At 69.6% G+C, this 22,129-nt stretch carries 27 protein-coding genes; 10 read left to right on the top strand and 17 right to left on the bottom strand.

What is annotated here, in order from left to right; translation table 11 throughout:
* Position 1 precedes the first annotated feature (1 nt).
* From AC07A4_RS30415 to AC07A4_RS30405, 3 genes are all read right to left on the bottom strand, one after another.
* On the bottom strand, positions 2–337 hold the full coding sequence (locus AC07A4_RS30415) for an ArsR/SmtB family transcription factor (protein ID WP_478604681.1): 336 nt from the start codon (positions 335–337) through the stop codon (positions 2–4).
* A gap of 104 nt (positions 338–441) precedes the next feature.
* Entirely contained in the window at positions 442–1,350 is a 909-nt protein-coding gene (locus tag AC07A4_RS30410) for a recombinase family protein (RefSeq protein ID WP_478604679.1), read from the bottom strand.
* Between the two features lie 178 nt (positions 1,351–1,528).
* Positions 1,529–2,143, bottom strand: coding sequence for a hypothetical protein (locus AC07A4_RS30405; protein ID WP_478604677.1), 615 nt, complete (start codon positions 2,141–2,143; stop codon positions 1,529–1,531).
* A 657-nt stretch (positions 2,144–2,800) separates the two neighbouring features.
* Here AC07A4_RS30405 and AC07A4_RS30400 point away from each other — a divergent pair.
* Positions 2,801–3,205, top strand: a complete 405-nt coding sequence (locus tag AC07A4_RS30400) for a hypothetical protein (protein ID WP_478604674.1) — start codon at positions 2,801–2,803, stop codon at positions 3,203–3,205.
* Positions 3,202–3,762 carry a hypothetical protein gene (locus tag AC07A4_RS30395; RefSeq protein WP_478604671.1) on the top strand — a complete coding sequence of 187 codons (561 nt, stop codon included), beginning with the start codon at positions 3,202–3,204 and terminating at the stop codon, positions 3,760–3,762. Before AC07A4_RS30400 ends, AC07A4_RS30395 begins: the two co-directional genes overlap by 4 nt.
* Positions 3,763–3,857: 95 nt before the next feature.
* Here the strand turns inward: AC07A4_RS30395 and AC07A4_RS30390 are convergent, their stop codons facing one another.
* Positions 3,858–4,655: an HNH endonuclease gene (locus AC07A4_RS30390; protein WP_478604669.1), complete on the bottom strand. Its 798-nt coding sequence runs from the start codon at positions 4,653–4,655 to the stop codon at positions 3,858–3,860.
* Between the two features lie 335 nt (positions 4,656–4,990).
* Between AC07A4_RS30390 and AC07A4_RS30385 the strand changes: the two genes are divergently transcribed.
* The 4 genes from AC07A4_RS30385 to AC07A4_RS30370 are packed head-to-tail and all read left to right on the top strand — an operon-like array spanning position 4,991 to position 6,733.
* On the top strand, positions 4,991–5,464 hold the full coding sequence (locus AC07A4_RS30385; RefSeq protein ID WP_478604667.1) for a hypothetical protein: 474 nt from the start codon (positions 4,991–4,993) through the stop codon (positions 5,462–5,464).
* On the top strand, positions 5,461–5,643 hold the full coding sequence (locus AC07A4_RS30380) for a hypothetical protein (RefSeq protein ID WP_478604665.1): 183 nt from the start codon (positions 5,461–5,463) through the stop codon (positions 5,641–5,643). The genes AC07A4_RS30385 and AC07A4_RS30380 overlap by 4 nt, the downstream gene beginning before the upstream one ends.
* The gene (locus AC07A4_RS30375; RefSeq protein WP_478604663.1) at positions 5,640–6,434 is read left to right on the top strand and encodes a hypothetical protein; all 795 of its coding nucleotides are present in this window, start codon (positions 5,640–5,642) and stop codon (positions 6,432–6,434) included. Before AC07A4_RS30380 ends, AC07A4_RS30375 begins: the two co-directional genes overlap by 4 nt.
* Before the next feature lie 59 nt (positions 6,435–6,493).
* Positions 6,494–6,733 carry a hypothetical protein gene (locus AC07A4_RS30370; protein ID WP_478604661.1) on the top strand — a complete coding sequence of 80 codons (240 nt, stop codon included), beginning with the start codon at positions 6,494–6,496 and terminating at the stop codon, positions 6,731–6,733.
* 429 nt (positions 6,734–7,162) lie between these two features.
* On the opposite strand, the gene AC07A4_RS30365 is transcribed toward AC07A4_RS30370, so the two are convergent.
* From AC07A4_RS30365 to AC07A4_RS30340, 6 genes are all read right to left on the bottom strand, one after another.
* Positions 7,163–7,822 carry a hypothetical protein gene (locus tag AC07A4_RS30365; RefSeq protein WP_478604659.1) on the bottom strand — a complete coding sequence of 220 codons (660 nt, stop codon included), beginning with the start codon at positions 7,820–7,822 and terminating at the stop codon, positions 7,163–7,165.
* Positions 7,819–8,469 (bottom strand): hypothetical protein, encoded by a 651-nt coding sequence (locus AC07A4_RS30360; RefSeq protein ID WP_478604657.1) that lies wholly within the window; start codon positions 8,467–8,469, stop codon positions 7,819–7,821. Before AC07A4_RS30360 ends, AC07A4_RS30365 begins: the two co-directional genes overlap by 4 nt.
* Positions 8,466–9,203, bottom strand: coding sequence for a terminase large subunit domain-containing protein (locus AC07A4_RS30355; RefSeq protein ID WP_478604654.1), 738 nt, complete (start codon positions 9,201–9,203; stop codon positions 8,466–8,468). Before AC07A4_RS30355 ends, AC07A4_RS30360 begins: the two co-directional genes overlap by 4 nt.
* Positions 9,204–9,268: 65 nt before the next feature.
* Entirely contained in the window at positions 9,269–9,721 is a 453-nt protein-coding gene (locus tag AC07A4_RS30350) for a hypothetical protein (protein ID WP_478604651.1), read from the bottom strand.
* Positions 9,722–9,864: 143 nt separating this feature from the next.
* Entirely contained in the window at positions 9,865–10,842 is a 978-nt protein-coding gene (locus tag AC07A4_RS30345) for a hypothetical protein (RefSeq protein ID WP_478604649.1), read from the bottom strand.
* A gap of 215 nt (positions 10,843–11,057) precedes the next feature.
* Positions 11,058–11,288, bottom strand: coding sequence for a hypothetical protein (locus AC07A4_RS30340; RefSeq protein ID WP_478604646.1), 231 nt, complete (start codon positions 11,286–11,288; stop codon positions 11,058–11,060).
* 866 nt (positions 11,289–12,154) lie between these two features.
* Here AC07A4_RS30340 and AC07A4_RS30335 point away from each other — a divergent pair.
* Positions 12,155–13,525, top strand: a complete 1,371-nt coding sequence (locus AC07A4_RS30335; RefSeq protein WP_478604643.1) for a hypothetical protein — start codon at positions 12,155–12,157, stop codon at positions 13,523–13,525.
* Positions 13,526–13,910: 385 nt separating this feature from the next.
* Here the strand turns inward: AC07A4_RS30335 and AC07A4_RS30330 are convergent, their stop codons facing one another.
* Positions 13,911–14,966, bottom strand: coding sequence for a transcriptional regulator (locus tag AC07A4_RS30330; RefSeq protein WP_478604640.1), 1,056 nt, complete (start codon positions 14,964–14,966; stop codon positions 13,911–13,913).
* A 298-nt stretch (positions 14,967–15,264) separates the two neighbouring features.
* Here AC07A4_RS30330 and AC07A4_RS30325 point away from each other — a divergent pair, with 298 nt between their 5' ends.
* Positions 15,265–15,471: a hypothetical protein gene (locus AC07A4_RS30325; RefSeq protein ID WP_478604638.1), complete on the top strand. Its 207-nt coding sequence runs from the start codon at positions 15,265–15,267 to the stop codon at positions 15,469–15,471.
* Between the two features lie 230 nt (positions 15,472–15,701).
* Positions 15,702–16,175, top strand: a complete 474-nt coding sequence (locus tag AC07A4_RS30320) for an NUDIX domain-containing protein (protein WP_478604636.1) — start codon at positions 15,702–15,704, stop codon at positions 16,173–16,175.
* 34 nt (positions 16,176–16,209) lie between these two features.
* On the opposite strand, the gene AC07A4_RS30315 is transcribed toward AC07A4_RS30320, so the two are convergent.
* From AC07A4_RS30315 to AC07A4_RS30295, 5 genes are all read right to left on the bottom strand, one after another.
* Complete coding sequence (locus AC07A4_RS30315) at positions 16,210–16,839, bottom strand: hypothetical protein (protein WP_478604634.1); 630 nt, start codon at positions 16,837–16,839, stop codon at positions 16,210–16,212.
* Complete coding sequence (locus AC07A4_RS30310) at positions 16,827–18,107, bottom strand: ABC transporter permease (protein WP_478604631.1); 1,281 nt, start codon at positions 18,105–18,107, stop codon at positions 16,827–16,829. Before AC07A4_RS30310 ends, AC07A4_RS30315 begins: the two co-directional genes overlap by 13 nt.
* A gap of 4 nt (positions 18,108–18,111) precedes the next feature.
* Positions 18,112–18,876, bottom strand: a complete 765-nt coding sequence (locus AC07A4_RS30305) for an ATP-binding cassette domain-containing protein (protein ID WP_478604628.1) — start codon at positions 18,874–18,876, stop codon at positions 18,112–18,114.
* 99 nt (positions 18,877–18,975) lie between these two features.
* Positions 18,976–19,290 carry a hypothetical protein gene (locus AC07A4_RS30300; protein WP_478604627.1) on the bottom strand — a complete coding sequence of 105 codons (315 nt, stop codon included), beginning with the start codon at positions 19,288–19,290 and terminating at the stop codon, positions 18,976–18,978.
* 169 nt (positions 19,291–19,459) lie between these two features.
* Positions 19,460–19,987, bottom strand: a complete 528-nt coding sequence (locus tag AC07A4_RS30295) for a hypothetical protein (protein WP_478604626.1) — start codon at positions 19,985–19,987, stop codon at positions 19,460–19,462.
* 383 nt (positions 19,988–20,370) lie between these two features.
* Here AC07A4_RS30295 and AC07A4_RS30290 point away from each other — a divergent pair, with 383 nt between their 5' ends.
* Positions 20,371–20,880 carry a hypothetical protein gene (locus tag AC07A4_RS30290; RefSeq protein ID WP_478604624.1) on the top strand — a complete coding sequence of 170 codons (510 nt, stop codon included), beginning with the start codon at positions 20,371–20,373 and terminating at the stop codon, positions 20,878–20,880.
* A gap of 57 nt (positions 20,881–20,937) precedes the next feature.
* Here AC07A4_RS30290 and AC07A4_RS30285 read toward each other — a convergent pair whose 3' ends face one another.
* Positions 20,938–21,822, bottom strand: coding sequence for a glycosyltransferase family 2 protein (locus AC07A4_RS30285; protein ID WP_478604623.1), 885 nt, complete (start codon positions 21,820–21,822; stop codon positions 20,938–20,940).
* Positions 21,823–22,129: the final 307 nt, after the last annotated feature.

The following is a 22,129-nucleotide window of genomic DNA, read 5'->3' as shown; positions in this document are numbered from 1 at the left end:
GTCAGCAGCAGCCCTTCGTCTCGGCGTCCGGGCAGGTGCGATCGGTCTCGACGGCCACCACGGCGGTGCGCAGGTCGTCCAGGGCGTGGCCGAGGCGCTCGTCGGCAAGCTCGTAGCGGGTGCGGCGGCCGTCAGGGACGGTGACGACCAGCCCGCAGTCACGCAGGCACGCAAGGTGGTTCGACAGCCGGGTCCGCGAGACAGCGAGGGCGTCGGCGAGGTCGGCCGGGTAGGCGGGGGCATCACGCAGGGCGAGCAGGATGCGGCAGCGGATCGGGTCGGCGAGCGCGCGGCCGAACCGGGCCAGCACCTCAACGTCGGAGGCAACAGTCAGCACCCCACAAGGATACAGCATATCCTGAATTCATGGAATCGTGGACTGTTGCGCATCAGGCGATGCTGTCGAAACTCGCGAACACTTCGGCGCGAGCCCAGTCCGGGTCAGGCAGTCGTGGTTGCGGGCTCCTCGACTTCGGCAAGGACCCTGTAGAGGGTCGGCAAGCTCGGATTGCGCCCCTTGCGCTTGCCCTTGGTGATGACGATCTTCTGCCGGATCTCCTTCATCGGGGTGCCCTTCGCGCGCAGCGCGAGGGCGTATTCAATCTGGTCGGCGTCCAGCGATGGCGGGCGGCCGCCGGTCCGGCCGCGCTTGCGGGCCGACTCCTGGCCTTCGAGGGTCTTCTCGCGGATGTAGGTGCGCTCCGCGCCGGAGAGGGCTGCGAGGACGCCGAAGAGGATCGCGCCTTGGCCGTGGCGGTCGCCCGGGTCGTAAAGGCCGGTGATGGGGCCGGTCAGGAACTCCAGGGCGATGTCCGCCTTGCGTAGCTCCTCCACTGTGGCCAGCAGTTCGGCACCGCGCCCCAGGCGCCGGAACTCGTGGACGACCAGGACCACCTGGACGCTGGGGTGCAGCTCCTTGAAGCGGCGGGCCATCGCGGCGGCCTTCTCGAACTCGGGCCACACCTTGACGCGGGTGGACACCTTCTCGCGGAACACCTCGAAGCACACCGGCTCCAGGGCGTCCAGCTGCGACTGGAGTTCCTGGGTGGCGGTGGAGCAGCGGGCGTATCCGATCCGGATCGTCTTGATCCCCTCGTCCAGGCCGTCCGGTTCTGCCGGGCCGGGCTCGGCCGGATCCGGGCCGAGGGCCCACCGCTTGCCCGGGTTGCGGTCCTCGGGGGTCAGTACCTCCAGCTCCTCGGCGACGCGGGGAACGAGCTGGAGGCGGCGGGTGTGGTACTTCTTCGCGGTCTTCCCACCGCCCGTACGGCAGGCCGACCCGGCTGGGACGTCGCACATCGGGCAGGGGTGGCGCTCGATGGCGGCCGGGGCGTCGAACTCGTCGATCATGCATCAAAAGCTACACGCATGACGATGTTTCAAGAAAGCATTAAGAGAATGCAATCGAGAACATGAGAGGTGGTCAACTCGGACATCGTGCATGCCCACCGCGACGACTTCTCATTTGGTCAATTCTGAGAACGCGGTCGCCGTCACCCGAGCTGATCGCTTCTTGGGCAGCCCGAGGCTAGAGGGCCCGACGACCCTTGAGCAGCCGGGCCCGACCGCGTCGCTCAGTCTCGCGACCACTGAGTCCCATGCGGCCGCCGACGGTGGCGAGAAGCCGGTCCAAGGCCGCGACCGCCCTGGGGTGCACCTCGTGAGGTACCTGCGCCCTGCCGAGTTCGTCCAGCAGTCCATCGGTAGCGCCTTCGGACTGGGCCCGCTTGCGATGGGCGGTGATCCAGTGCAGCTGGATGAAGGACGCGAAGATCGCGTTGGGAGTGGCGCCGTCGGGGGCCTCCGCACGGACGGCAAGGCCGACGTCCTCGGCGAGGGATACGCGGTCCTCACCGCAGAGATCTACCAATGCTGAGCGGAGCTGACGCTGCTGCCTCCCGGAAAGGGCGTATCCGTGCTCGATGGCCGTGGTGAGGAAGTCGAAGATCGCTTCATCTCTGATTGGTGTGTAGGTGCTTGTTGCCTGGAGGCGTGCGTGGGCGTATTCGAAGTCAGCCCGGAACGTGAGGAATCGCGCTCGCAGAGCGATCTCGGCCGCTGCGCGTGATTTGCCGAACTCCTGGCGGCGGGCGAGCCAGTGGGCCAGGGCGAAGCCGAGGAGGACCGTGGTCAAGGCGGCCACGGGCACGGTAGTGGTGACGGTACTAACCCAGCTCTGAGCGACGAGCATTGCAGCCTGCCTTCGTGCGAGCGGCAACCGGGGAGCCGTTTCCCGCGTGGAGGGTGGACCGTACCGTGCAAGCAGGACCACTTGGAGGCTGAACTGCGGTATCGGCAGCTCCCAAGGGCACGGTTGGTTGACTGCGTCGGCTCTGGGCTGGGCACGCCCCGCTCCATACTGGCGAGGCGCGCACTCGGTGCGCGGTGGGGGCCGCTTCGTTTCCGCGACGGTCGCGGATTGTTGGGCATATCGAAGCGGCCCCCGCTCCGCGGTAGGTGACGTTGAGCACCTGGCCGGCGGCCGTGCTCAACGTCACCGCGCCGGAATCTCTGGGTCGACAAGTGGGTGGCCGACGGACTGACCCCGGCCGGTGACGCGTTGCCCTTCTCGCCGTAGACGGAGCTTGGCGAGCCCCGGTGCCCTCGAAGCCAGGCATCAGCCGTTGGTTCCGCTGGTCAGGGTGAAGGTGAGGTGGTGCGGAGCACCTGCCTCTGGAGTGCTTTGTGGGTGCCCAGCTCGGCATCGTTGGGGGTGTCGAACAACGACGAGGCGGGCCCTCCGCCTGGACAGCTATCGGGCCCGCCTCAACACCAACCACGAAAGTTGGAGCTGCCCAGTATGGCACTCACCCGCGCCCAGCGCCGAGCCCGCCGCCGTGCCCTGACCACGGCCCTGCGCGACCGTGTCCGCGCCCACCAGGCCGCCGCCCGCGCCCGCCGCGACATCCCCCGCGCCGCCCGCCGCGTCGCCACCGGCCCGCGTTCCCTGGCCACCCACGCCATCGCCGCCGGTCTGGAGCGCTCGGCGGCCTCGGGCTGTGCCTCGGGTCTGCGGACCGCCGCCCGCCGTCTCGGTATCCAGGGAACGGCCGCCCGCATACGCCGCTCCACCTCGGGGCGCGTGCGCCGGGCGGTGACCGTCTACCGCTACAGCCGCGACGAGGTGGCGCTCATGGCCGAGGCGTACAAGCCCCGCCGGGCCGACTACCGGGCGGCTGCCGCGCGTCTGGCGGTCGCGGCATGACCCTGATGACCCCCGCCCCCGCCATGTCGGCGGGGGCGGGGGCCCCTGCCCCGGTTCTGGACGACGCCGGGCCGGTGGAGGTGCGGTTGCCGTCCGCGCTGGCCGTGCGGCTCCTGGAGTCCGAGCCGCTGCCCACGCCGGTGTTGCGGGCCCTGTGGGACGCGCCCCCGGCCGATGGCGGCACCACCACGATCACCGCGCTCCCGGCGGCCGCCTCGTGGCTGCGCGAACGGGCCACCACCGTGGTCACACTGCCCGCTAGCGTGGCCGATCACCTGGCGGCATACGCGACGACCGACGCCCGCGCACCGCACGGCGCGTTCATGTCCGCCCGCCGCGTCGACACCGGCTGGGACCGCCGCTCGTACGAGTCGACCATGCTCGCCGATCTCGAAGCGCTTGACTGGCTGGCCTTGCAGTTGGAGTCGCTGACCTGGCAGTTCGTCACGGATCGGACTGCCGCGACGCAGCGGTACGGGTTCACGGTGTACGCGGTCGACGCGGCCCGCATGGAGGTTGCCGCCGCTCAGCGTGAGCTGATCGACGGCAACCACTAGCCGCCCCTGTCCCGATACTGCCGGGGCCCGGACCATCCGGGCCCCGGCCTCTTCGTTGGGAGCTGCTGAGGGAGCCTGACTTCAGGGCCGACCTGTCAATGTGGCCGGACGCTGGTCTTCGCGGCCGCGTGGAGTTCAGTGGCAGTCAGGCGGAAGACCTCGCGCAGCCTGTCGCGGTCCGCGCCAACGGTCTTGATGGCGTGGCAGTTCGGGCAGACCGCGATCATGTTCATGGGGTGGTCGGGCCCGCCGAGGGCCAAGTCATGGACGTGGTCGACTTCAAGGACGGGGTCACCTGTGTCTGTCTTGTGGCTGAACTCGGGGTGCTCGCATTCAGGGTTCTCACACCGGCCGCCGGAGCGCTCGATGACGAGGGCGCGCGCTTCGGGGTCGCGGTCGTATTCCAGGACGGTACGCTCGACGCGCTTGGGAACGAAGCCAGTTCCCCGTCTGGTCTCCAGTTCGCGGCAGCGGCGAGCGTAGTCCGTCTGTGGGGCCGTCGGGCCCACCAGAAGCCTTTCCAAGCGGTCCCGCTCGGTCTTGACCCGCGCGATCGTAGGCTTGCGACGCTTCATGAGTGTGGCCAGGTCGGCAGGTGGGGCGGTCGAGGCGATCCACTGCACGTCCCGGCGACGCCGGTAGTCGTCTCCCGCTTGTTCCTCGGTTGCACATGTCCGCAACTCCCCTGTGACGACGGCGAAGTGGATCATGTCGTTATCCACGACCACGATCACATCGCCCTTGGCCATCTCGTCGGCGAACCAGCGCATCTTCCTGACGACGTCCCTGCGCTTTCCTCCCGTCTTGTGGGGATATCCCGTGCGAACCAGAGTGTCTATCTCCTCGTCGCTCATGCCCGGCCGGAGTTCTCCCGCAGCCTCTCTGTAGCCCATGGCGACGTAATCACCACGTCGCCAGTGAGGGAATCGGCCATCCTCCGGCCGTCCCGGGCTCATCAACCACATTTCTCGGCCCGCCGACGTACCCATAGGGCAGCTCCTCTCGATGTCGCCTTGCGTGTGCCCCTCACATTGTTCATGAGCGGTGAGTCCGAAGGATGAGCCTCCTCGCGCGGCACGCAACGGGCGGGGACCGCGCCGCGGCCGGTGACGTGGAGCACCTCGCCGGCCCGGGTGCTCCACTTCACCTCGCGCGCCTCCGTGCGCAGTTCGTCGACCGGGCGTGTGGGTGACCGATATCAGGATGCTGTGGTGCGAACGTGTTCATCATGAACAGACTCCCGCCCCTGCCCGTCCAGGGGGAGTTCACGTGCGACATCGACGGGGACCAGCGGCGCGCCCACGCGATCCGGGTTGCCGCGCGCATCCACCGGCAGGCCGACCATGCTCGCGCCGTCTGCGCCCTCTACCAGCTTCACCGCCAGGGCCAGGCTGCCGAGCTACGGCGTCAGATCCGTACGGACGCATTGCGGGCCCGTGCTGTGCTCGCCCGCCAGCCGCAGACGGCACCCAGCCGGGAAGCGGTGCGGCAGCGTGAGGACGCGGCGGGCTATGAGGCCGTGCGGGCCCGTCTGCGGGCCGAAGTCGCCCAGCGGGCCGCCACAGCGTCTACGGCGCCTGCCACCCAGCCGTGGTGGGCGGCGGCCCGCCCCACGTCGCGGCTGGAGCTGACCGAGGAGTACCTGGGCACCCTCCGCCGTCAGCGCGACCTCGTCGCAGCCTGGGGCGGTGGCGGACAGTGATCCCCGAGCCCCGTAAACCGGCGAAGAAGAAGCGGCGGCGTAGTTGGTCGGGTGTGGACGCCTGGCTGAAGGAGTCCGGGTTGTCATGGGCCGACAACGACTGGCTGCGGCCCGGCGACCGCTGCGACAACGAACGACCCCATCGGGACCGACGGGACCGGACCGAGGCCGACCGGTGACCGTCGCCATGGGCGCGGGGTCGCGTCTGATCACCGCCCTTGAACACGCCTGGGCCGAGATCCGTGCCCAACACCCAGACGTCCCCGACGCACTGATCGTCACCGGCCGGGGCCTGCTGCAACGACTGCACCAGACCGGCCACTTCGGGCACGGTGCGTGGCAGGTCGACGCTGATTCCGGCCGGGTGCTGGGCGAGGTGTTCGTGGCGGGCGAGAGGATCGCCGAGGGCGGCCGGGCTGTGGTCGAAACGCTGCTGCACGAGGCGGCGCACTCGCTGGCCCGGGTGCGGGACGTGGTCGACACCACTGGGCACTGCCGCTTCCACACGCGCGTGTTCGTCGACCTGGCCGAGGAGCTCGGCCTCGCCGGTCCCGGGGCGCCGGACGTGCGTGACGGGTGGACGCACTGCCGGATCACGACGGCCACGGCCGTCCGCTACACGCCGGTCATCGCGATGCTCGACGACGCCGAGCTGCCCCGTGCGGATGTGCGGCCGTTTCTCGCAGTCGTAGACGCTAACGCTCGGCGGGACGCGGAGAAGCGTCGCAAGACGTCCGCGAGGCGTTCGGCGGCCCGTTCGATCCGTGACGGCGTCAGCGCGGGCCACCGACTCGCCCACCACGAGGCGCCCGCTCTTGATGCTGCTCGCGCGGACGGCCTGGTGGAGGCCATGTGCGGGTGTGTGCCGCCGCGCCGCTTCCACCTCGACCCGGGCGAGCTACGGCGGGCGCCAGTGATCTGCGGGCACTGCATGAGCGCGTTCTTCCCGCCCCTGACCGGCCGCCGCTGAACCGCTGCCTCCCGGGATGGGGTGGGCTGAACGGGTGATGGTCGGGCATCGTAGAGGCCATGGCCTCTCTGCCCCGAGTGATCTGCCCCGTGTGTGACGGCGTCTACGCCGCCCACCCGACCCAGGGCCTTGGCATGGTCGCACTGTTCGACCACAAGCGGACCCCGCGCGCCCTCGTGCTGTGCGAAGGCAGCATGGTGCGGGTGCCGTTGGCGGGGGCGGTCGGCTGGCAGGAGCAGCTGCCGGACGTCGCCGACGTCGTGGCGGTCGTGGAGGCCGAGCAGCCCGCCCTGTTCTAGAACCCGAGGTGATGGTGAGCACCTGGCCGGCGCGGGTGCTCCACCTCACCTGCCGCGGGCCGGGGTTGGGCGGCGGACGGCTGGGCTGTGGTCCGGGGGGATGCAGGTGGGGCGCTGTCCGACGGGCATCACCTGGCCGTCCTGGCTGCGCAGCAGGATGATGCCGCCCACCTCCACGGACGGGCGTTGGTCGGGCAGGAGGCGCCACCAGGCGACGCGGGCCGCGCACCGAGTACACAGGCTCACCGTCGGCCCGGCCGGGGTGGCAGGGGCGTGGGGGATGTGGTGTGTGGCGGGGGCGTCGCAGCCCAGGCCCCAGTGGGCGAGGCCGCAGAAGCGCCGCGAGCACCCGCAGTAGGCGGGTGCGGCGTGACGTCCGCGTGAGGGCTTCGGCGGGCGGGGCACAGGGCCTCCTCCTGTACGGCGGGGTTACACGTTGCGGATGAGGGGGTCTGCGTGGGCGTGGATTCGGATGTCCCACAGGGGAAGGGTGCCGGGGTGTGGGGCGTGGACGGGGACGCGGTGGGTGTGCCAGCAGGCCCAGGACGGCATGAGCGCCTGTTCCTCGTCGGTGGTGGTGCGCCAGGGGTCGTCGCGGTCGGCGCGGGGCGGGACGATCTTCAGGTTGCTCAGGGCGCGGCTCATGCGGGGGGCTTGGGCGAGTTTGAGGCGGCCGTCCTGGAGGCGGAGGACGGCGGCGTCCTGGAGGGCGTCACGGGGGGTTCCTCCCGGGTGTCCGGCGCGGTGGACGTGGTGCTGGAGGTAGGCGCCGCCGGTGGCGGCGGCGGTGGTGTGGAGACGCTGGTGGACGGCGCGGGCCATGGTGGTGGAGGTGCCGGTGGTGTCGGCGACGATGTCCAGGCGGGCGCCGTGGCGGGTCGCGCTCGCTGCGGCGGCGGTGAGGTCGGCGGCGAGCTTCTTGGGGCGGGGGCCGGGTTTCCATTCGTGGGCGTCGGCCAGGAGGACGAGGTCGCCGGTGAGGCCGTAGTCGGCGAACCAGGCGGCGAGGGTGGGTTGGCGGGCGCCGCCGAGCAGGAGGACGCACACGATGCGCAACGGTCCACGGCGCCGGGAATCTGAAGGGGTCATGGGGCGGCCTTCGCGGGGGTGAGGTGAGGTTGAGCACCCGGGCCGGCGAGGTGCTGGGCGTCACCTTCCGCGGGCGGGGTCAGGATGTGGTCGGCGGCCCACAGCGCATGCGCGGTCGCGGTCACGGTGTCGTCATGGTGCCCGGACGCCGCTCCGGTGCGGCCCTGGCCGAGTTCGACGAACGCGGCCAGCTCGGCGGCCAGGAGGCCCGCGCCCGGCGTCCCGGGAGGCACGGTCAGGGCCCGGTGTTCCAGCGCTGTGGCCAGGTGCTCGACCATGGCCCGCTTCGGCACCCGCAGGTCCGGCCACTGCCCCGTGACCCGCTTCCCGCCGTGGAACGTCACCCCGAGGACGGGTCCGGCCGGTGGGGGGTCGGTGTGGGAGCGGATCAGCTCCACCACGGGGCGGCCGACACCGGTGGCGTCCACGACCAGGAGCGGGGCGCCGTTGCCGGTACGGGCCAGCGCCTCGCCCACGCGGCACGTCAGGGCCGCGAGCTCCTGGTAGGGCAGGTGGCGCACGGTGGAGACGGACATGACGCGCCAGCGCCACCACCGCGTGTGCGGGCGCGGGCCGGTGGGCGCGAGGGCGACCAGGGCGGCGGCATCCCCGGTCTGGCCGGGGTCCAGGCCCAGCACGCACGTCATACGCCCGCCCCTTCCACGGCGGCGGCCATCTCGGCGGCGAGCTCGCGGTGGAACGCCTCGGTCTGGTCGTCGTGGGCTTCGGTGGCCTTCCTGATCCACTCCGGGGCGAACAGGTTCTGGTGCGCGGAGTTGAACTCACACTCGTACTCGGCGGCGAACCGGGCCGCGCTCTTGCCCGCCCGCTCCTCCTCGATGAACTCCCGGCTGATCCGCGCGCACTCCTGCCAGGTCACCCGGGTCCGCTCCCACCGCCCGCCGCCGTGCTCCCACAGCTGGTGGAAGCGGCCGGTGGTGCCGTTGGGGGTGGACAACAGGAAGACGTCGCCGCCGGTCGCCGCGACCATCGGCATGGCCGCGTCGTGGACGTCGTCGGGGATGAACGCGGCCTCGTCCAGGATCAGGGTGTTGACCGACAGCGACCGGATCGAGTCCGGCTTGCTGGGCCGCGACAACAACCGTGACCCGTTGTGGAACTGGAGCTTCGTCGCGGCGTTGCCGACCAGCTTCGGCGCCCCGGGGATCATCTCGTACAGGGCACGGGCCCGGGTGATCATCTCCGATGCCTGGTTCAGCGTCGGCGCCACCACGCACGCGACGTGACGCGGGCGGGTCATGCACCGCGACAGCGCGAGGGAGCCCACGCTGGTGGTCTTGCCCGACTGCCGCGAACACGTCACCAGATGACGCCCGCCCGGTGACCGCAGCAGTCTCTTCTGCCAGTCGTCGGGGCGCATCCCCGCGCACCGCATCGGCGTGCACGCATCCCCCCGCAACCTGAGCGACAACGTCAGCGACAAGCTCACGCCGCCACCCCATCCGGCCCGGCCTCGCTCTCCTCGGCGAGTGCGTCCATGACCGCCCCGAGCGCCTGCGGATGGGCTTCCAGCGCGGTCACGATCCGCTCCAGGAGCCGCGCCCACTCCGGGCTCTCCGACAACGGCACCGCCTGCTCGTTCGCAGCCGCCTGGTCCGCGGCCGTCGCCCCCGACGTGTCCATGAACACCTTCGACGCCGTCCCCAGCGCCCGCACACGATCCGAGACCCGCGAACCCTCCAAGTCCGCCCGGCTGTTCAGCGCCGCCACCGCCCGCAGCGCCGCCGTCCCGGCCCCAATCGCCAGGTTCTCCCGGATCGTCGCGAACTTGATCTTCAGCTCGGTGTCGTGGACACGGGCCATATGCCGGTCCCACGCCGCCGCCCGCCGCGTCCACTGCCACCGGTGCGCCAACTGCCGGACAGCGTCGTACGACATCCCGAAATGCTCGCCCGTGGCCTTGATGCTCCGGGACTCGCCCGCATCACGGAAGTGCAGGAACTTCCCGTGTGAGCGGTGCTCGCCGCGCTGCGGCGCCCACGCATCCCCATGCGGGTCCAAGACCACCGGCCGCCGGGTCGTCACGCCGCGTTCTCTCCAGCCGTGACCATCGGCCGACCGGCCGTGAAGGGGGTCGCCATCCGGCCGTCGCAGGCCGGATCTTCGGTGGTGCGCCGTGATGGTGCGGCTAGCACGGTGTGCGGGTTAGTTCCGCATTGCCGCAGCCAGTCCAGCGTGGGGTGGAGTGGCTGCCAGCCGGGCCGCCCGTGCCGGAGGTAGTTCACCTCCTTGAGAGCCGCGTGCACCGAGTGCTCCACGGAGTCCACGGACAGCGGCATCCCGGCGGGGCGGCCGGTCTCCGGGGCGTGCTGCACGGTGACGAACAGGGCCGTGGGCGGTGTGCCCTTAAGACGGCCGACGATCTCGGCGCGGACGTCCAGCCAGCGAACCACGGCGCCCCGCAAGGGGTCGGCCAGAGCGGTCATGCGGCCGGAGGGTTCACGCACGAGCATCACTTCGCCGTCGTCGGCGAGGTCGGCCAGGTCGAGACTGACGAGGGCTCTGGTACGGCACCGCACGGCAATGGTGATCGCGGCCATGGCAGCGAGTCGAACACGGGCGTGCCGTGAGACGCCCTTGCGGCCCTGCGGGTCCTTCACGTAGTCCCAGAACGCGAGGACCTGGGCCGTGGTCGGCGCGGTCATCGGGTCCCCGGGCGGAGCGGACGGCACGATGCGTTCCAGGCCGAGGGTGGTCAGGATGCGGCGGGTCATGGTCCGGCGGACACGGGGCGTGTGGTTGTGGGTCCGCCGCGTCGACCGCTTCGACAGTTCCCCGGCGTCGCCCTCGGCCAGACAGCGGTTGACGTTGGCCTGGCTGAACAACGCGTCGCGTCGGGCGCAGGCGGTCTGGGGGATGACGCCCTGGACGACCGCCTGGTGCCACTCGCCCATGACCATCCGGGCCTGACGCCGCTGCGCGTCGGTCAGGCGGGGCAGCAGCTCTCTCTCCAGCCGCGCGGCGGCGCGGGTCCACGCAGCGCAACAGGTCCTTGTCATGGCGCGCACCGTACGGGGTGCGGGGATAACCCGAGCGGCTAACCCGAACCCGGGCGAGCCAGGCCCCTGCTGTGGCTGAGCCCAGTACCCAGCGACGGCCGGGACCTGAGGAGGAGAGAGGCTTCCAGGGCCATGGGCCGCCCCGCCAGGTGATGCCGAGCACGCCCGCCGGCCAGGTGCTCGGCGTCACCTGCCGCGGTGAGGCGAGCAGCAACTTACATGGCGGGGCCCTGCTCGTTCTCGGCGAGCGGGGCGAACTCCTCGCCGCAGTCCCAGCAGCGCACCATCACCCTCGGCCTCGTAAACGCGGCCCCGGACACACCGTGCGAGCCCTCGACCGCGAAGGAGCCGCAGGACGGGCAGGCGGCCGGGCGGAACTCGTGATCGCAGCGGCAGCACTTCATCTGCTCCGCGATGTCAGCGTCCACCGTGAGGTCGGCGGGCATGGTATCGGCGCTTCCGCAGCGGGGGCAGTGGACAGACGTGGGCTTCAACGGGGATGACCTCCGGGGTCGACGGAACGGTGTCGACGGGGGAGCGTACGCGTCCGGACGCGACGCCACGCCGCCCCGGCTGATCGTAGACACCGGCAGCGTGCGGGCATCGGGGCGAGGTGGTGGGGACGGGGCGCCCAGGGCTAGGCCAAACGGGTGAACGTGGCCGCTGCTTGTCCGATCACGAAGGCAGCGGGCCTCCCACATGACCAGCGCACGAAATTGTCGGCACGTGCCGGCATGTCTGCTCGCTGGTCTTGTAGGAGGCCTACAGGACCCGGCTGCTGTGTGGGCACCGCGCCCCGGGGAGTGGCGGTGGCTGCGTCCGGGCCGGATCGGTAGAAAGTCATTGGGCGATGTGAGACCCCGACAGCGAGCCAGCATCGACGGCCAGAGCTGCAATCTCTGGCCTGCAGGCTGCGCTGTCGGGGTCCGGGCTGAGCCCGTCTACCACTACGAAAACGGGCCCGGGTTGGGCCCTTCAGATGAGGAACGAGGGCCTGTGGCCACTCTATCCGTGCCGACGCCTACCCCGCAGTCATCCGGCGCGCCCGATCATGTCTGCTGCTCCTGCGGCTGTCACCGTGAACGCCTTCTCACCACTGCTGAGACGAGCGGGTTGATTGGCGTAAAGCCGAAGACCCTACAAAACAGTGTTCCAGTCTGGGAGATCACGCGGTGGGGCCCTGAGCCGATCCGTCTGTGGTCGGGCAGGGGTGGGACGCGCTATCGCGAGACCGAGGTTGTCCAGATCATCCATGACGCGATCGCCGGGAAGCTGCCGCTCGACCGCAAGTATCGAGGTGGGGAGCGCACGCATGGGTGAGGACGTCAACGACCGGTGGCATGCCGCCGATCCGGAGAAGTACCTCAAGGACCTCGCGGCAAAAGGGAAGGAGGCACCGGAGCCGTGTGGGTGCAGCGGGAAAGGGCTGCTGGTGCCGCTACCTGCGCATGGCTGCACGAGACGATGGCGCGCCGAGTGGCGGGATGCGGACGGCAAGCAGCGGTACAAAAACATCCTGGCCAAGACCAACGGCGTGGAGCCGGGCGGCAAAACCTACGCGAAGGAGTATCAGCGCAGCCAGAGAGCGGCCGTCGTGGAAGGGCGTGCACCAGTGCCCCACACGAAGAAGCAAGCGGGGCCGCTCATTGCTGACTACGTGGAGACGTTTCTGGCGGAGCACGGTGTACGCAACAGCACGTTGGAAACCTATGGCTATCGGCTGCGTCCGTACGTTGTCCCCGCACTGGGACATCGTCCGATCACAGAGGTCCGACGAGCTGAGTACAAACGGTTCCTCTCAGGGCTCGCGGCCGACGGGATGGAGGAAGGTTCCGTGTCTGCGGTGAGGAAGGCACTGTCGATCATGCTGACGTCTGCGATGGACGATCTCGACTTCGGCCATCTCATGCCTGGGAACCAGATCCTTGGCCTCAGGAACTCACAGGGGCGGCGGCAGAAGGCTGAACTGCGGTGGGAACACGTTGTGGCGCTCGCCCAGGAGATCAATCCACGGTACGAGCTGATGGTCTGGTACGGCGCGCTCCAGGGTTTGCGGAGCATGGAGGCAACAGGCGTGCGCATCACCGATATGAGATGCCGGATCGGCAAGCACGTCGTGGAGGAGCAACGTCAAAGAGGTAAGGCCGCCCCCCTCAAGACCAAGCACAGCTACGCCACCCTCGACATGGGCCGCTTCTTGGTGGACAAGTTCGTGGCTCACATGGCCCGTTGGCGGGCTCCGTTGTCGGCGGCAGCGTTGCGCAAGCGGGAACGGCGCGGGCTGACCCCCATCAACCCGGAGTACTCCGGTCTCGTCACCCTCTCCCGGTACTGGACCCCGGTAGACGAGAACGGCCTGAGCAGGGCGTTTAATGAGGCCAAGCAGGCGGCACGGGCCAAGGGCGTCATGGTGCCGGAGTCGGCGACCTTCAGGGACCTGAGGGACTTCATGGACGCTGTGCTGATCGCATGCAACGTGCCGCCCCGGACCGTGCAGAGGCGCATGCGGCACGGCACCCTCGGGGAGACCCTGGAAACGTATGGGTTCGCCCTCGAAGTCGATTGGGAGAACGCGCCGGGGACGTTCGAGGAACTGTTCGGGTTCCAAGCACCGCCCGGCCTTCCGGAAGCCGCTACCGACCCGGAGTGGCGGGCTCGCCGCGCGGCGAGCCTGGTGAGCTGACCGTGCACGACGCCGAGGTGATGGTGAGCACCTGCGCCGGCCAGGTGCTCAGCGTCACCTGCCGATCTAGCCGGTTCCAGTCCCTCGGCGCGACCGGAGGAGTGCCGGGACGCGCACTCCGCGTAATGTGGGCCTTCATGAATCCGCAGCTCACGAGCCCCAGCCGTACCGGCGCACGCACCGTGCGCCGGTCGGCGGGCGCTGTGTACGGAATGTGTACGCGGCGCTCGTCCGGTTCGTGTTCTGCCTGGTCACAGGCGGTTTCGGTGCGTGTTGTGACTGTCCCCGGCGTATAGCCAGGCTCGTCTGTCGGCCACTTTCGAGGGAGCCTCTGAACTGGCGTAATGCCTGGTCAGGGGCTCCTCTCATGCTGTGACGCGCGGGCCTACGCGTGAAGCCGTCGCGGGACAACAGCGTGAGCGCGGTCGTAGAGGTCCCGGGCGGTGGAGTTCTTCACGTAAGGGCGCAAAAGGCGGAACATGCGCTGCATGCGCTCATCGGCCCGGCCTGACTTGACCTTGGGGTAGTCCTCCAGGGCCATCGCCCAGGTGCCGCACGCGGCTTCCAGGTGGCCTAGCTGCAATTGGCGTTCAGCCAACAGTCCGCGCTGGTGGACGCGGGAGCGCTGGTACACGCTGTGGCGGGTTCGGTCGGACTCCAGCATCGCGTCGACGGCGCCCGCGGTGTCGCCCAGCTCCCAGCGGACCTGGCTCACGTGGTAGTGGAGAGACGCGGGGTCGTACGAGCCGAGTGTCTTCCCGCGTGATTCCGCTCGTTCCATCGCGACTTCGGCTTCCCTGATGAAGCTCTTGGCGTGGTAGCTGTCACCGGCCTGCGCTGCCGCATGAGCCTGCTGCCCGGCCAGAAAGGCGCGCATGCGGGGCCCTGCCTGAGGGGAGGCGGCCGCAGCGGCATCGGCCAGGCGGACGGCCTCTCCGCTGTGGCGCAAGCCGACGGCTTGGACGCTCATTCCTCGCAGCGTGGTGCAGTACGTCAGGTGATCGTTCGCGTCGCCCGCGAGTTCCAGTGCCTTGACGTAGTACCGCTGGGCGGTTCCGTGGAGCCCTTCGTCCACGGCCATGTAGCCGATCAGGTAGCAGAGGTCGGCGGCGGCGGAGCGCATGGCGTTCTTCGCGGGCTCGGCGCCACCGGCGCGAAGCGCCGGGGCGACGACGTTGACCAGGAAGGTCGAGCCCATGGGGCGTGCGTAGCGGCCACCGAACTCGTCGTCCAGTTCGGAGATGCGCTCTGTCATCGCGACCATCATGTCTACGTCGGCTGTCCCGATGCTCTGCGTCGCTCCGCTTTCCAGAGCCACGGCGCGGCCGACGACGTCTTGCCAATGGGGGACGGTCAGGGCGACTGAGAAGAGACCGGCGCCAAGGACTCCGCGCCGCGACGGGTCCATGTCGTCCCTCCCTATCTCGATCAGCTCATCCACAGTATCCGCGCCCTTCGCGCATGTGTCGCTCGAAGGTTCGAATCCCGCTTCGGTGAAGGTGACAGGGCGGTTGAGGCGACGGGAGAAGGCCTCTACCGACCAGCGGATGGAGCCGTGACCATGGCTGATGGGGCCAGTGCCCGAGCGTGGACGGGGGCTGACGATGTGGATGAGCTGACGGCGTTCGTCGAGGCGGTGGGCGTCTGGGGGCTGGCTCCGCCCTGGGTCCCCCGGGGCCCTGCGCCCAACCCGCCCCGCCCGCCTTACGGGCAGCCGAGGCCGCGCTCGGGAGGCTGCTGTGAAGCCCGAGTTGCGCGAGATCGTCTTCGACTCGAAGAGGAAGTGCGTCGGCGAGGTGATGGGTTTCGAGGGCCCGTACGTTCAACTCCGTCCGCTCAAGGGCGGGATGGAGTGGGACGCCGATCCGAAGGACCTCCGCCTGGCCGCCACCTTGAAGGCCCCCAGCTCTGATGCCTCCACACCTCTCAGCCAGTGGGGCGTGTGATGACTCCCAAGAGCGGGGCCGCGGGCGGTGTGGCCGCTCTTCTGTTTCTGGTGCTGGTGATCGTCTTCCCTGTCGCCCTGGCTATGAAAGCCCAGGCGTAGAACGACCGCTCTAGTCGGCGAGCGGAGAAGGCTCGCCCCTGCCGGATGGAACCACGTGCGTGACGGGATCCCGGCAGGGGTGGGGCAGCAACCCCGTAGCCGCCTCAAGGCAATCAAGGAGATTCACCCATGTGTGAGGGCGATGCGCTCTCGGCGCCGCTCCGGCGAACGGTCCGCGTCTGCGCGGTCGTTGTCGACGAAGCGGATCGCGTGCTGCTGATCGCCCCGGCCGGTCTGCGCGGCAAGGCCCTGCCCGGGTGCCGCGTGCGTGCCAGGGAGCTTCCCGAAGCGGCTCTACGGCGCGGAGTGCGCGAGGCCACGGGGCTGGACGTGCGGGCGGAGAGGTTGCTGCTGGTGGATGTGATGCCGGAGGCGGACGCGCCGGAGGAGTACGTGTTCGTCTTCGGCTGCGGGGCCTTCGGAGAGGCGAAGGACATCCTGGTCGACAAGCGTACGTGCAACGGCTACGCGTGGGCCGCCGCGCGAGACGTCGCGGAGCACACGGAGCCCCATCAGGAGCGGCGTATCCGCGAGGCCCTGCGTGTTCGTGAGGCGAAGCCGGACGGGGTCTCGTACCTGATCCATGGAAAGCCCGCGCTGTAAGCGCCCGAGTAAGCGCCCAAGCGCTGTCCCCGCCTCACCCCCGATAGCCCCGATGCTGCCACGCGTACCGCCGCCACGGGGTCCAGGCGAGGCTCGCGCTGCCCAACGTGAGAGTCCCCGCCGCCAGTGCCCAGAAGCCGATGTGGGACGCCGCGGCGGCGGTCCAGTCCCAGCTGCTGCCGGTGAACCAAATGACGGGGAAGGCTGACGCCAGGGGCAGCAGCCAGGTGAGGCGGGAACCGAAGAGGGCGGTGGACAGCAGGGCCAGACCCAGCCAGATGAGCAGCGAACGTACGAAGACCAGGCCGGCCGCTGCGTCGACGGCCAGGGTCTCGGCCACGAGGGAGACACAGACGGCGGTCAGGGCTGTCGCGGTGAGGATCTGGGCGCGCGTCCGGTGGAACGCGAACGAGCCGAGCCGCTCGTGCGTGGCCATGGGGCCTGACCACAGGGCGGCCAGGAAGACGGCCGACAGGAGAGGCAGATCCCTTCTGAACGGTACGCCGACGGTACCGGCGCCGTCCTCGAGGGACGGCACGGGGACGTTGATGCCGCCGAGGACGGTGGAGAGCGCGGTGACGGCGGCGACTCCCCCCATCACGGGGAGGACCCGGTGAACCCGCACAAGGCCCAGCACTTGGGGGCTCAGCATCAGCTTTCGCATCCTCCCTTCTTGATCAGTGCGCGCTGCTTGGCAGCCCACGCCTCTTGCTCGGCTTCCGCGAGGGTAACGGCTTCGCTGGCGGCCTTCTGCTCACGGGAGACCCCCACCATGCTCAGGCCTTCGTCGGCGGTCTTGGGGTCCGTGCCCATGGCGCGGTACTCCAGCCACAGGTCGAGGCGGTTGGAAGCCTCCCACGCGCGCTGAGCGTTCTCCGGGGGTGTGCAGCCCAGCGACGTCGTGGACACCTGAGCGGCCATGGAGATGGCGGCCGGACGTACGTGTCCCTCGGCGATGTCGAAGCCGGGGTCCCCCAGGGAAGTGGGCCGCAGACCAAACTCGTAGAACACCGAGGGCTGTTTGATCCAGCCTTGCGGTACCCGCGAGAGGCGATCGGCCATGGCGGTCAGCTCGGGCAGGTACTTGCGGTGCTCGGGCCACACGCAGACCAGGGCACTCTTCTGGCTCGTACGGTCACACAGGGGTTCCACCGCGGCTGGTGGGCGTGAGACGCGTACGGGTCCGGATATGGCGATGAGGGGCACGAGGACGAAGGCCAGGAGCATCGATCCGGCCATGAGCGCGCGGGTACGGACCGGAGTGAACGAGGAGATGTCCCGGTGGGCCTTGGGGACCCGGTTGAAGAAGATCGCGGCAGACGACAGAGCGAGAGCGAGGAGGAGCCGCTGAGTGAGAGCCGCGCCATCTATCGAGTAAGTGGGCCCGCCACTGAGGACGTAGAGGCCGTAGCTCTGTCCGACACCTACGTAGGCGATGAAACCGCCGAGGGCGCATACAACTGGTGTGAAGGCGGCTGAGGGCCACATGCGCCCGGCGAGATGGCCGATGGCCGCGAAAGTGGTGAGGGAGGCGAGACCCAGGAGCACGTACGAAGGCCACAGGAACCCAGGCCCGGCGTCCTTGAACGAGACGGCCGCGGCGGTGAGGCAGCCGATCAGGTACGCGGCGCACCCCAGGGTGAGGGTTGCCGCGAAGCGAGCGGCCTCCGCGTGCCAGGACGGCCGGGCAGCTGCCAGGACGAGCTCTGACATGCCGGCTCGGGAGCCACGCCCCGCCTGCCACGCGGAGACAGCCGCGAGCGCGGGCCCCAGGAACAGGGTCACCACTTGCGCGGCCGCACTCGCCTCGGGCCACACACCGATCCAGTACCGGGACCGGCCGAACAGCACCAGGAGGTCGATGACGACGAGGAGGGGGAGCGCCAAGAGCAGGGGAGAACGGCGGAGTTCTACGGCATAGATCTTCAGCATGAGGTCACCAGCCTGCCGACAGGCCGTTGAGGACCGTCATGTATCCGCGTTCGAGCGCGCTGTCGCCCGGAGCGTCCGCGGACGCGGAGAGGGCCAGGTGTCGCGGTGTGCCGACATGGACGATCTGGCCTTCCCGGAGGACCAGCACGCTGTCACAGGCGGCCCCGATGTCCTCCACGAGATGGGTGCTGAGGAGCACGGCGGAGCCGTCACGGGCCAGGGACCGGATCAGTTCGCGGAAGTCGAGCCGCTGCGCCGGGTCCAGGCCCACGGTGGGCTCGTCGAGCAGCACGAGCGAGGGCTTCCCGACGATGGCGGCGGCGATACCGGCGCGGCGCAGCATGCCGCCGGACAGGGACTTCATCTTGTGGTCTGCGCGGTCCGCCAGCCCCACCGCGGCTATCGACTCCCGGGTCGCGGCTCGTGACCTGCGCGCCGGAACCTCGCGCAACCACGCGCAGTACTGGACGAAGTCGCGGACGGAGAAGTTCGGGTAGTAGCCGAAGTCCTGCGGCAGGTAGCCGATCTGACGACGTGCCCGACGTGCGTCGCGCTCGCTGCGGAGTGTCTTCCCGAAGAGTTCGAACGTACCCGACTGGGGGGCGGCGACGGTGCTGAGGGTGCGCAGCAACGTGGTCTTCCCGGCTCCGTTGGGGCCGAGGAGCCCGGTGACCCCCGTGGAGATCGTCAAGTCCAGGCCGTCAATGATCCGCTGGGCCCCGTATCCCTGGGCCAGGGAGGACAGGCGCGCGACTGTGGTGGAGGGCATGTTTCTCCTGAAAGCGTGAGGTGGAGCCGATCTCGTCGGCTCCACCCCACTCCTACATGACGTCAGAGCGCAGCTGGGTGCTGCAGTACCTGCCGCCCGTCAGTAAATGACCCTCGTCTTGCGGATGTTGAACGTGCACTCGTGCGTGTGCCACTTGCCCTTGTAGCGGCTCGACAGGTACTTGGAGCCGAACCCGTCGATCTCTGAGGAGCAGTCGTACTTGACGTCGTAGTAGCCACCTGCGGCGGACTTGCAGTACGCGTGGCCGGACGTGTTGTACCAGTACCCGCGGCAACCGCCCGACCAGTGTCCCTCTGCGGAAGCAAAGGCCGACTGAGTGGAGACCCCAATGGCCGCGACGGCAAGGGCTGCGATCACGCCGCCTTTAATGGCCTTCCCCGTGTTGATGCGCATGGCTCGAGTCTTCATGAAGCCCCCCTGCTCGACGTTGCTTGTGCGTATCCAGCATGATCGTACAGGAACTCGGTTTGCGTATGCATGTATTGGTGTGGGGTCGATGAGCAGAGAGGGATGCCCTCGGTTGGCGTCGTCGAGACTGGCCCGGCGGCGAGTGTCGCGCCCTCTAGGACTCTCTGCAGGGGAAGACGTCCTTGGCCTTGAAGTCGACGTAGGGCTTACTGGTGGACGTTTCCGCCATCTTGGCTGTCACCGGAGCGCAGTTGTAGTCCGAGACCCGTACCGGTTTGGTGTAGTTGGTGCCGCTGCCAGGGACCTCGCCCGAGAGGCTGTCGCAGCTGCCGCCCCCGGCCTTGCACACCTCCAGGTGTACGTACTGCGGGCTTCCCATCTTGTTGAGGAGGGACACGCAGCCCTTGGTGCCGTTCGTGTAGGCGAACAGAGCGCCCAGGCGTTCCAGGGGGTTGATTCCCTCGGGGAGGGCGACGATGTTGCGCAGGGTGTAGCCAGGTCCACAGTCATCCGCGCCCGCCTTGACGGCCTGCGGGTAGGCCCGCGCGACGGCCTGCGTCGTCTGGTCGGCGCTCTGTGAGACTCGCGCTTGCGGAGCCTGGGGCGCTTGCGACGCGACGGCCGTGGGGACGGCCGCTCCGGCCGAGGCCAAAGCCGCCGCCAGGACGACCAGTTGTCTCACGCGCACAGTCCTAGACATGCCGAATCACTGCCTTCCAGTAGATGGAGCCCCATGGGGGCTCTCGCTGCGAGCCCTTGCGGACTGTAGGTGTCGTCTTTGCCTTTCGCGCTCGCTAAGAGTGAACGTCGTGGGGGTGTTGGCTTGAAGGAGGTCTTAAGTGGAATGGCCTTGATGTGGGGGTGGTGGGGCCTGGGCGTGCGTGAGGTGAGTGGATGATTCTTGAAGTGGCGTGATGAATGGTCACGTCCGCTTCATGTGGGGATGGCTGATTTTGCGCGTTGCTGCGGGTCTGCTTTGCTTTTTGGATTCCGAGGTGGGGTGCGGTCCCGCGTCGCGCGGCACGCTTGAAGGGTGCGATCGAGAAGGTGAGGTGCGGCGAGCGCATGCGCTACACCAACAGGCCCGTGCGGCGGGCCTCGTGGGGGATCGTCGCGATGATGGCGGTGGTCGCCGTCCAGTTCCTCTTCGGGGGTGGTGAGGGGGCGCGCGGCGCCTGGGACGTCGTACTGGCGCTCGCCCTGCCGGGTGGTGTGAGCTGGGTGCTTCTGCGGGCCGGTCTCACGCCGTCCGTGGAGTGGGACGAGGCGCGGGTCGTGGTCCGCAACCCGGTCTTCGTGTACGAGGCGTGCCTGGCCGATGTGCGGCTGCTCGGGCGGGCGGGCCGGGGCGGGGCGCTGCGCGTGGAGGGCGTCGGCACGGTGCTGCTGTGGGCGATGACGCGCTCGGTGTTCGACGGGCGCCGGGCGGAGGCCGCCCGGCGGGAGCTGCGGCACGCGGTGCGGCGCGCCGAGGGCACGGCGGCGGTTCCCGCGCGGCGCCGCCTGCGGGTGGAGTGGACCGACGTCCTGGTGTTGCCGGTCCTCGCCGCGTTCGTATGGGCGTTCCTGCCGTAGCCGTAGCCGTAGCCGTAGCCGTAGCCGGGGCAGGGACCGGGACCGGGACCGGGGCCGTCAGATGAGGGGCGGGCGGCCCAGCCTCGTCATCAGCCACACCGTGCGCCAGCTCATCGGGCGGCGCTCGCCGCACGGCGTGCGGACGCCCTCCACGAATCCGCCCGCCCAGGCGCGCAGACCGCCGAGGGAGCGGGTGCGCAGCAGCGTGAGCAGCGTCCACACCGCCAGGTAGAGGGGGATCAGGAGGAGCGGCAGGCGGCGGCGGGCGAGCCAGACGCGGTTGCGGGCCGTCATCCGGTAGTAGACGGCGTGCCGGGCGGGCGACGTCTTGGGGTGCTGGAGCAGCAGCGCCGGTTCGTACAGGACTTTCCAGCCGTCGTCGAGGGCGCGCCAGGCGAGGTCGGTCTCCTCGTGCGTGAAGAAGAAGTCGGCGGGCCAGTCGCCGGTCCGCTCCAGCATCTCCATGGAGAAGGCGTGGCCGCCGCCGAGGAAGGACGTGACCAGGCCCCGGCGCATCGGGTCCTTGGCGCGCAGGCGCGGCACGTGGCGGCGCTGGGTCTCGCCGTGCTCGTCGGCGATGCGGAAGCCGACTACGCCGAGGCGCGGGTCCTCGGCGAACAGGCGCTGGACGGTGCGGAACACGTCGGGGTCGACGAGCAGGCCGTCGTCGTCCAGCTCGATCGCCACGTCGACGTCGCCGAACGCGCGCAGCCGGGCGAGGGCGACGTTGCGGCCGCCGGGGCAGCCCAGGTTCTCGTCGAGCTCGATCGCGGTGACCTCGCCGGGGTAGGCGGGGAAGTCCGGCAGCTCGGTGCCGTTGCCCACGATGACCACGCGGGTGGGCGGGACGTCCTGTTTGGCGACGGACTCAAGGAGGGCGTCGACGTCCTTCGGACGGTTGCCCATGGTCACGATGGCCACACCCAGGCGCGGTTCGGACACGCGGAGCCCTCCAGGTCGAAGTCGTGGTCCGGCGGGGGCCGGGGAGCGGTGTGCCGCCTTGACGGCCCTGGCGATGGTAGCCGTTCACCGATGTGTTCATCGCACGACGGGGCTCGTTCATGGCGCTCGCTCCGGCGTGCGCGCCGGTCGGGGGTGCGGGGCTCGGCCGGTTTTGGTCGTGACATGACAATGATCATGAGGGTGTGCCTTGCTACCTCGACAGGGCCGTGTCTCAATGCCCCCAACCCAAATCGCTGACGCACCGTCAGGCGCCGTGGGCGCGGGGGCGTGTCAGCGAGGCGGCACC

The sequence above is a fragment of the Streptomyces sp. NPDC043996 genome (assembly GCF_056435225.1).
This window is presented reverse-complemented; position numbering and strand designations above follow the sequence as displayed.

What these genes read in the sequence shown, in the direction of transcription:
- AC07A4_RS30410 (WP_478604679.1), bottom strand. Translation starts at nt 1,350, where the DNA reads ATGATCGACGAGTTCGACGCCCCGGCCGCCATCGAGCGCCACCCCTGC.
- AC07A4_RS30400 (WP_478604674.1), top strand. Translation starts at nt 2,801, where the DNA reads ATGGCACTCACCCGCGCCCAGCGCCGAGCCCGCCGCCGTGCCCTGACC.
- AC07A4_RS30395 (WP_478604671.1), top strand. Translation starts at nt 3,202, where the DNA reads ATGACCCTGATGACCCCCGCCCCCGCCATGTCGGCGGGGGCGGGGGCC.
- AC07A4_RS30390 (WP_478604669.1), bottom strand. Translation starts at nt 4,655, where the DNA reads ATGGGCTACAGAGAGGCTGCGGGAGAACTCCGGCCGGGCATGAGCGAC.
- AC07A4_RS30385 (WP_478604667.1), top strand. Translation starts at nt 4,991, where the DNA reads ATGAACAGACTCCCGCCCCTGCCCGTCCAGGGGGAGTTCACGTGCGAC.
- AC07A4_RS30370 (WP_478604661.1), top strand. Translation starts at nt 6,494, where the DNA reads ATGGCCTCTCTGCCCCGAGTGATCTGCCCCGTGTGTGACGGCGTCTAC.
- AC07A4_RS30365 (WP_478604659.1), bottom strand. Translation starts at nt 7,822, where the DNA reads ATGACCCCTTCAGATTCCCGGCGCCGTGGACCGTTGCGCATCGTGTGC.
- AC07A4_RS30360 (WP_478604657.1), bottom strand. Translation starts at nt 8,469, where the DNA reads ATGACGTGCGTGCTGGGCCTGGACCCCGGCCAGACCGGGGATGCCGCC.
- AC07A4_RS30355 (WP_478604654.1), bottom strand. Translation starts at nt 9,203, where the DNA reads ATGCGCCCCGACGACTGGCAGAAGAGACTGCTGCGGTCACCGGGCGGG.
- AC07A4_RS30350 (WP_478604651.1), bottom strand. Translation starts at nt 9,721, where the DNA reads ATGTCGTACGACGCTGTCCGGCAGTTGGCGCACCGGTGGCAGTGGACG.
- AC07A4_RS30345 (WP_478604649.1), bottom strand. Translation starts at nt 10,842, where the DNA reads ATGACAAGGACCTGTTGCGCTGCGTGGACCCGCGCCGCCGCGCGGCTG.
- AC07A4_RS30340 (WP_478604646.1), bottom strand. Translation starts at nt 11,288, where the DNA reads ATGCCCGCCGACCTCACGGTGGACGCTGACATCGCGGAGCAGATGAAG.
- AC07A4_RS30335 (WP_478604643.1), top strand. Translation starts at nt 12,155, where the DNA reads ATGGGTGAGGACGTCAACGACCGGTGGCATGCCGCCGATCCGGAGAAG.
- AC07A4_RS30320 (WP_478604636.1), top strand. Translation starts at nt 15,702, where the DNA reads ATGTGTGAGGGCGATGCGCTCTCGGCGCCGCTCCGGCGAACGGTCCGC.
- AC07A4_RS30315 (WP_478604634.1), bottom strand. Translation starts at nt 16,839, where the DNA reads ATGCGAAAGCTGATGCTGAGCCCCCAAGTGCTGGGCCTTGTGCGGGTT.
- AC07A4_RS30310 (WP_478604631.1), bottom strand. Translation starts at nt 18,107, where the DNA reads ATGCTGAAGATCTATGCCGTAGAACTCCGCCGTTCTCCCCTGCTCTTG.
- AC07A4_RS30305 (WP_478604628.1), bottom strand. Translation starts at nt 18,876, where the DNA reads ATGCCCTCCACCACAGTCGCGCGCCTGTCCTCCCTGGCCCAGGGATAC.
- AC07A4_RS30300 (WP_478604627.1), bottom strand. Translation starts at nt 19,290, where the DNA reads ATGCGCATCAACACGGGGAAGGCCATTAAAGGCGGCGTGATCGCAGCC.
- AC07A4_RS30290 (WP_478604624.1), top strand. Translation starts at nt 20,371, where the DNA reads ATGCGCTACACCAACAGGCCCGTGCGGCGGGCCTCGTGGGGGATCGTC.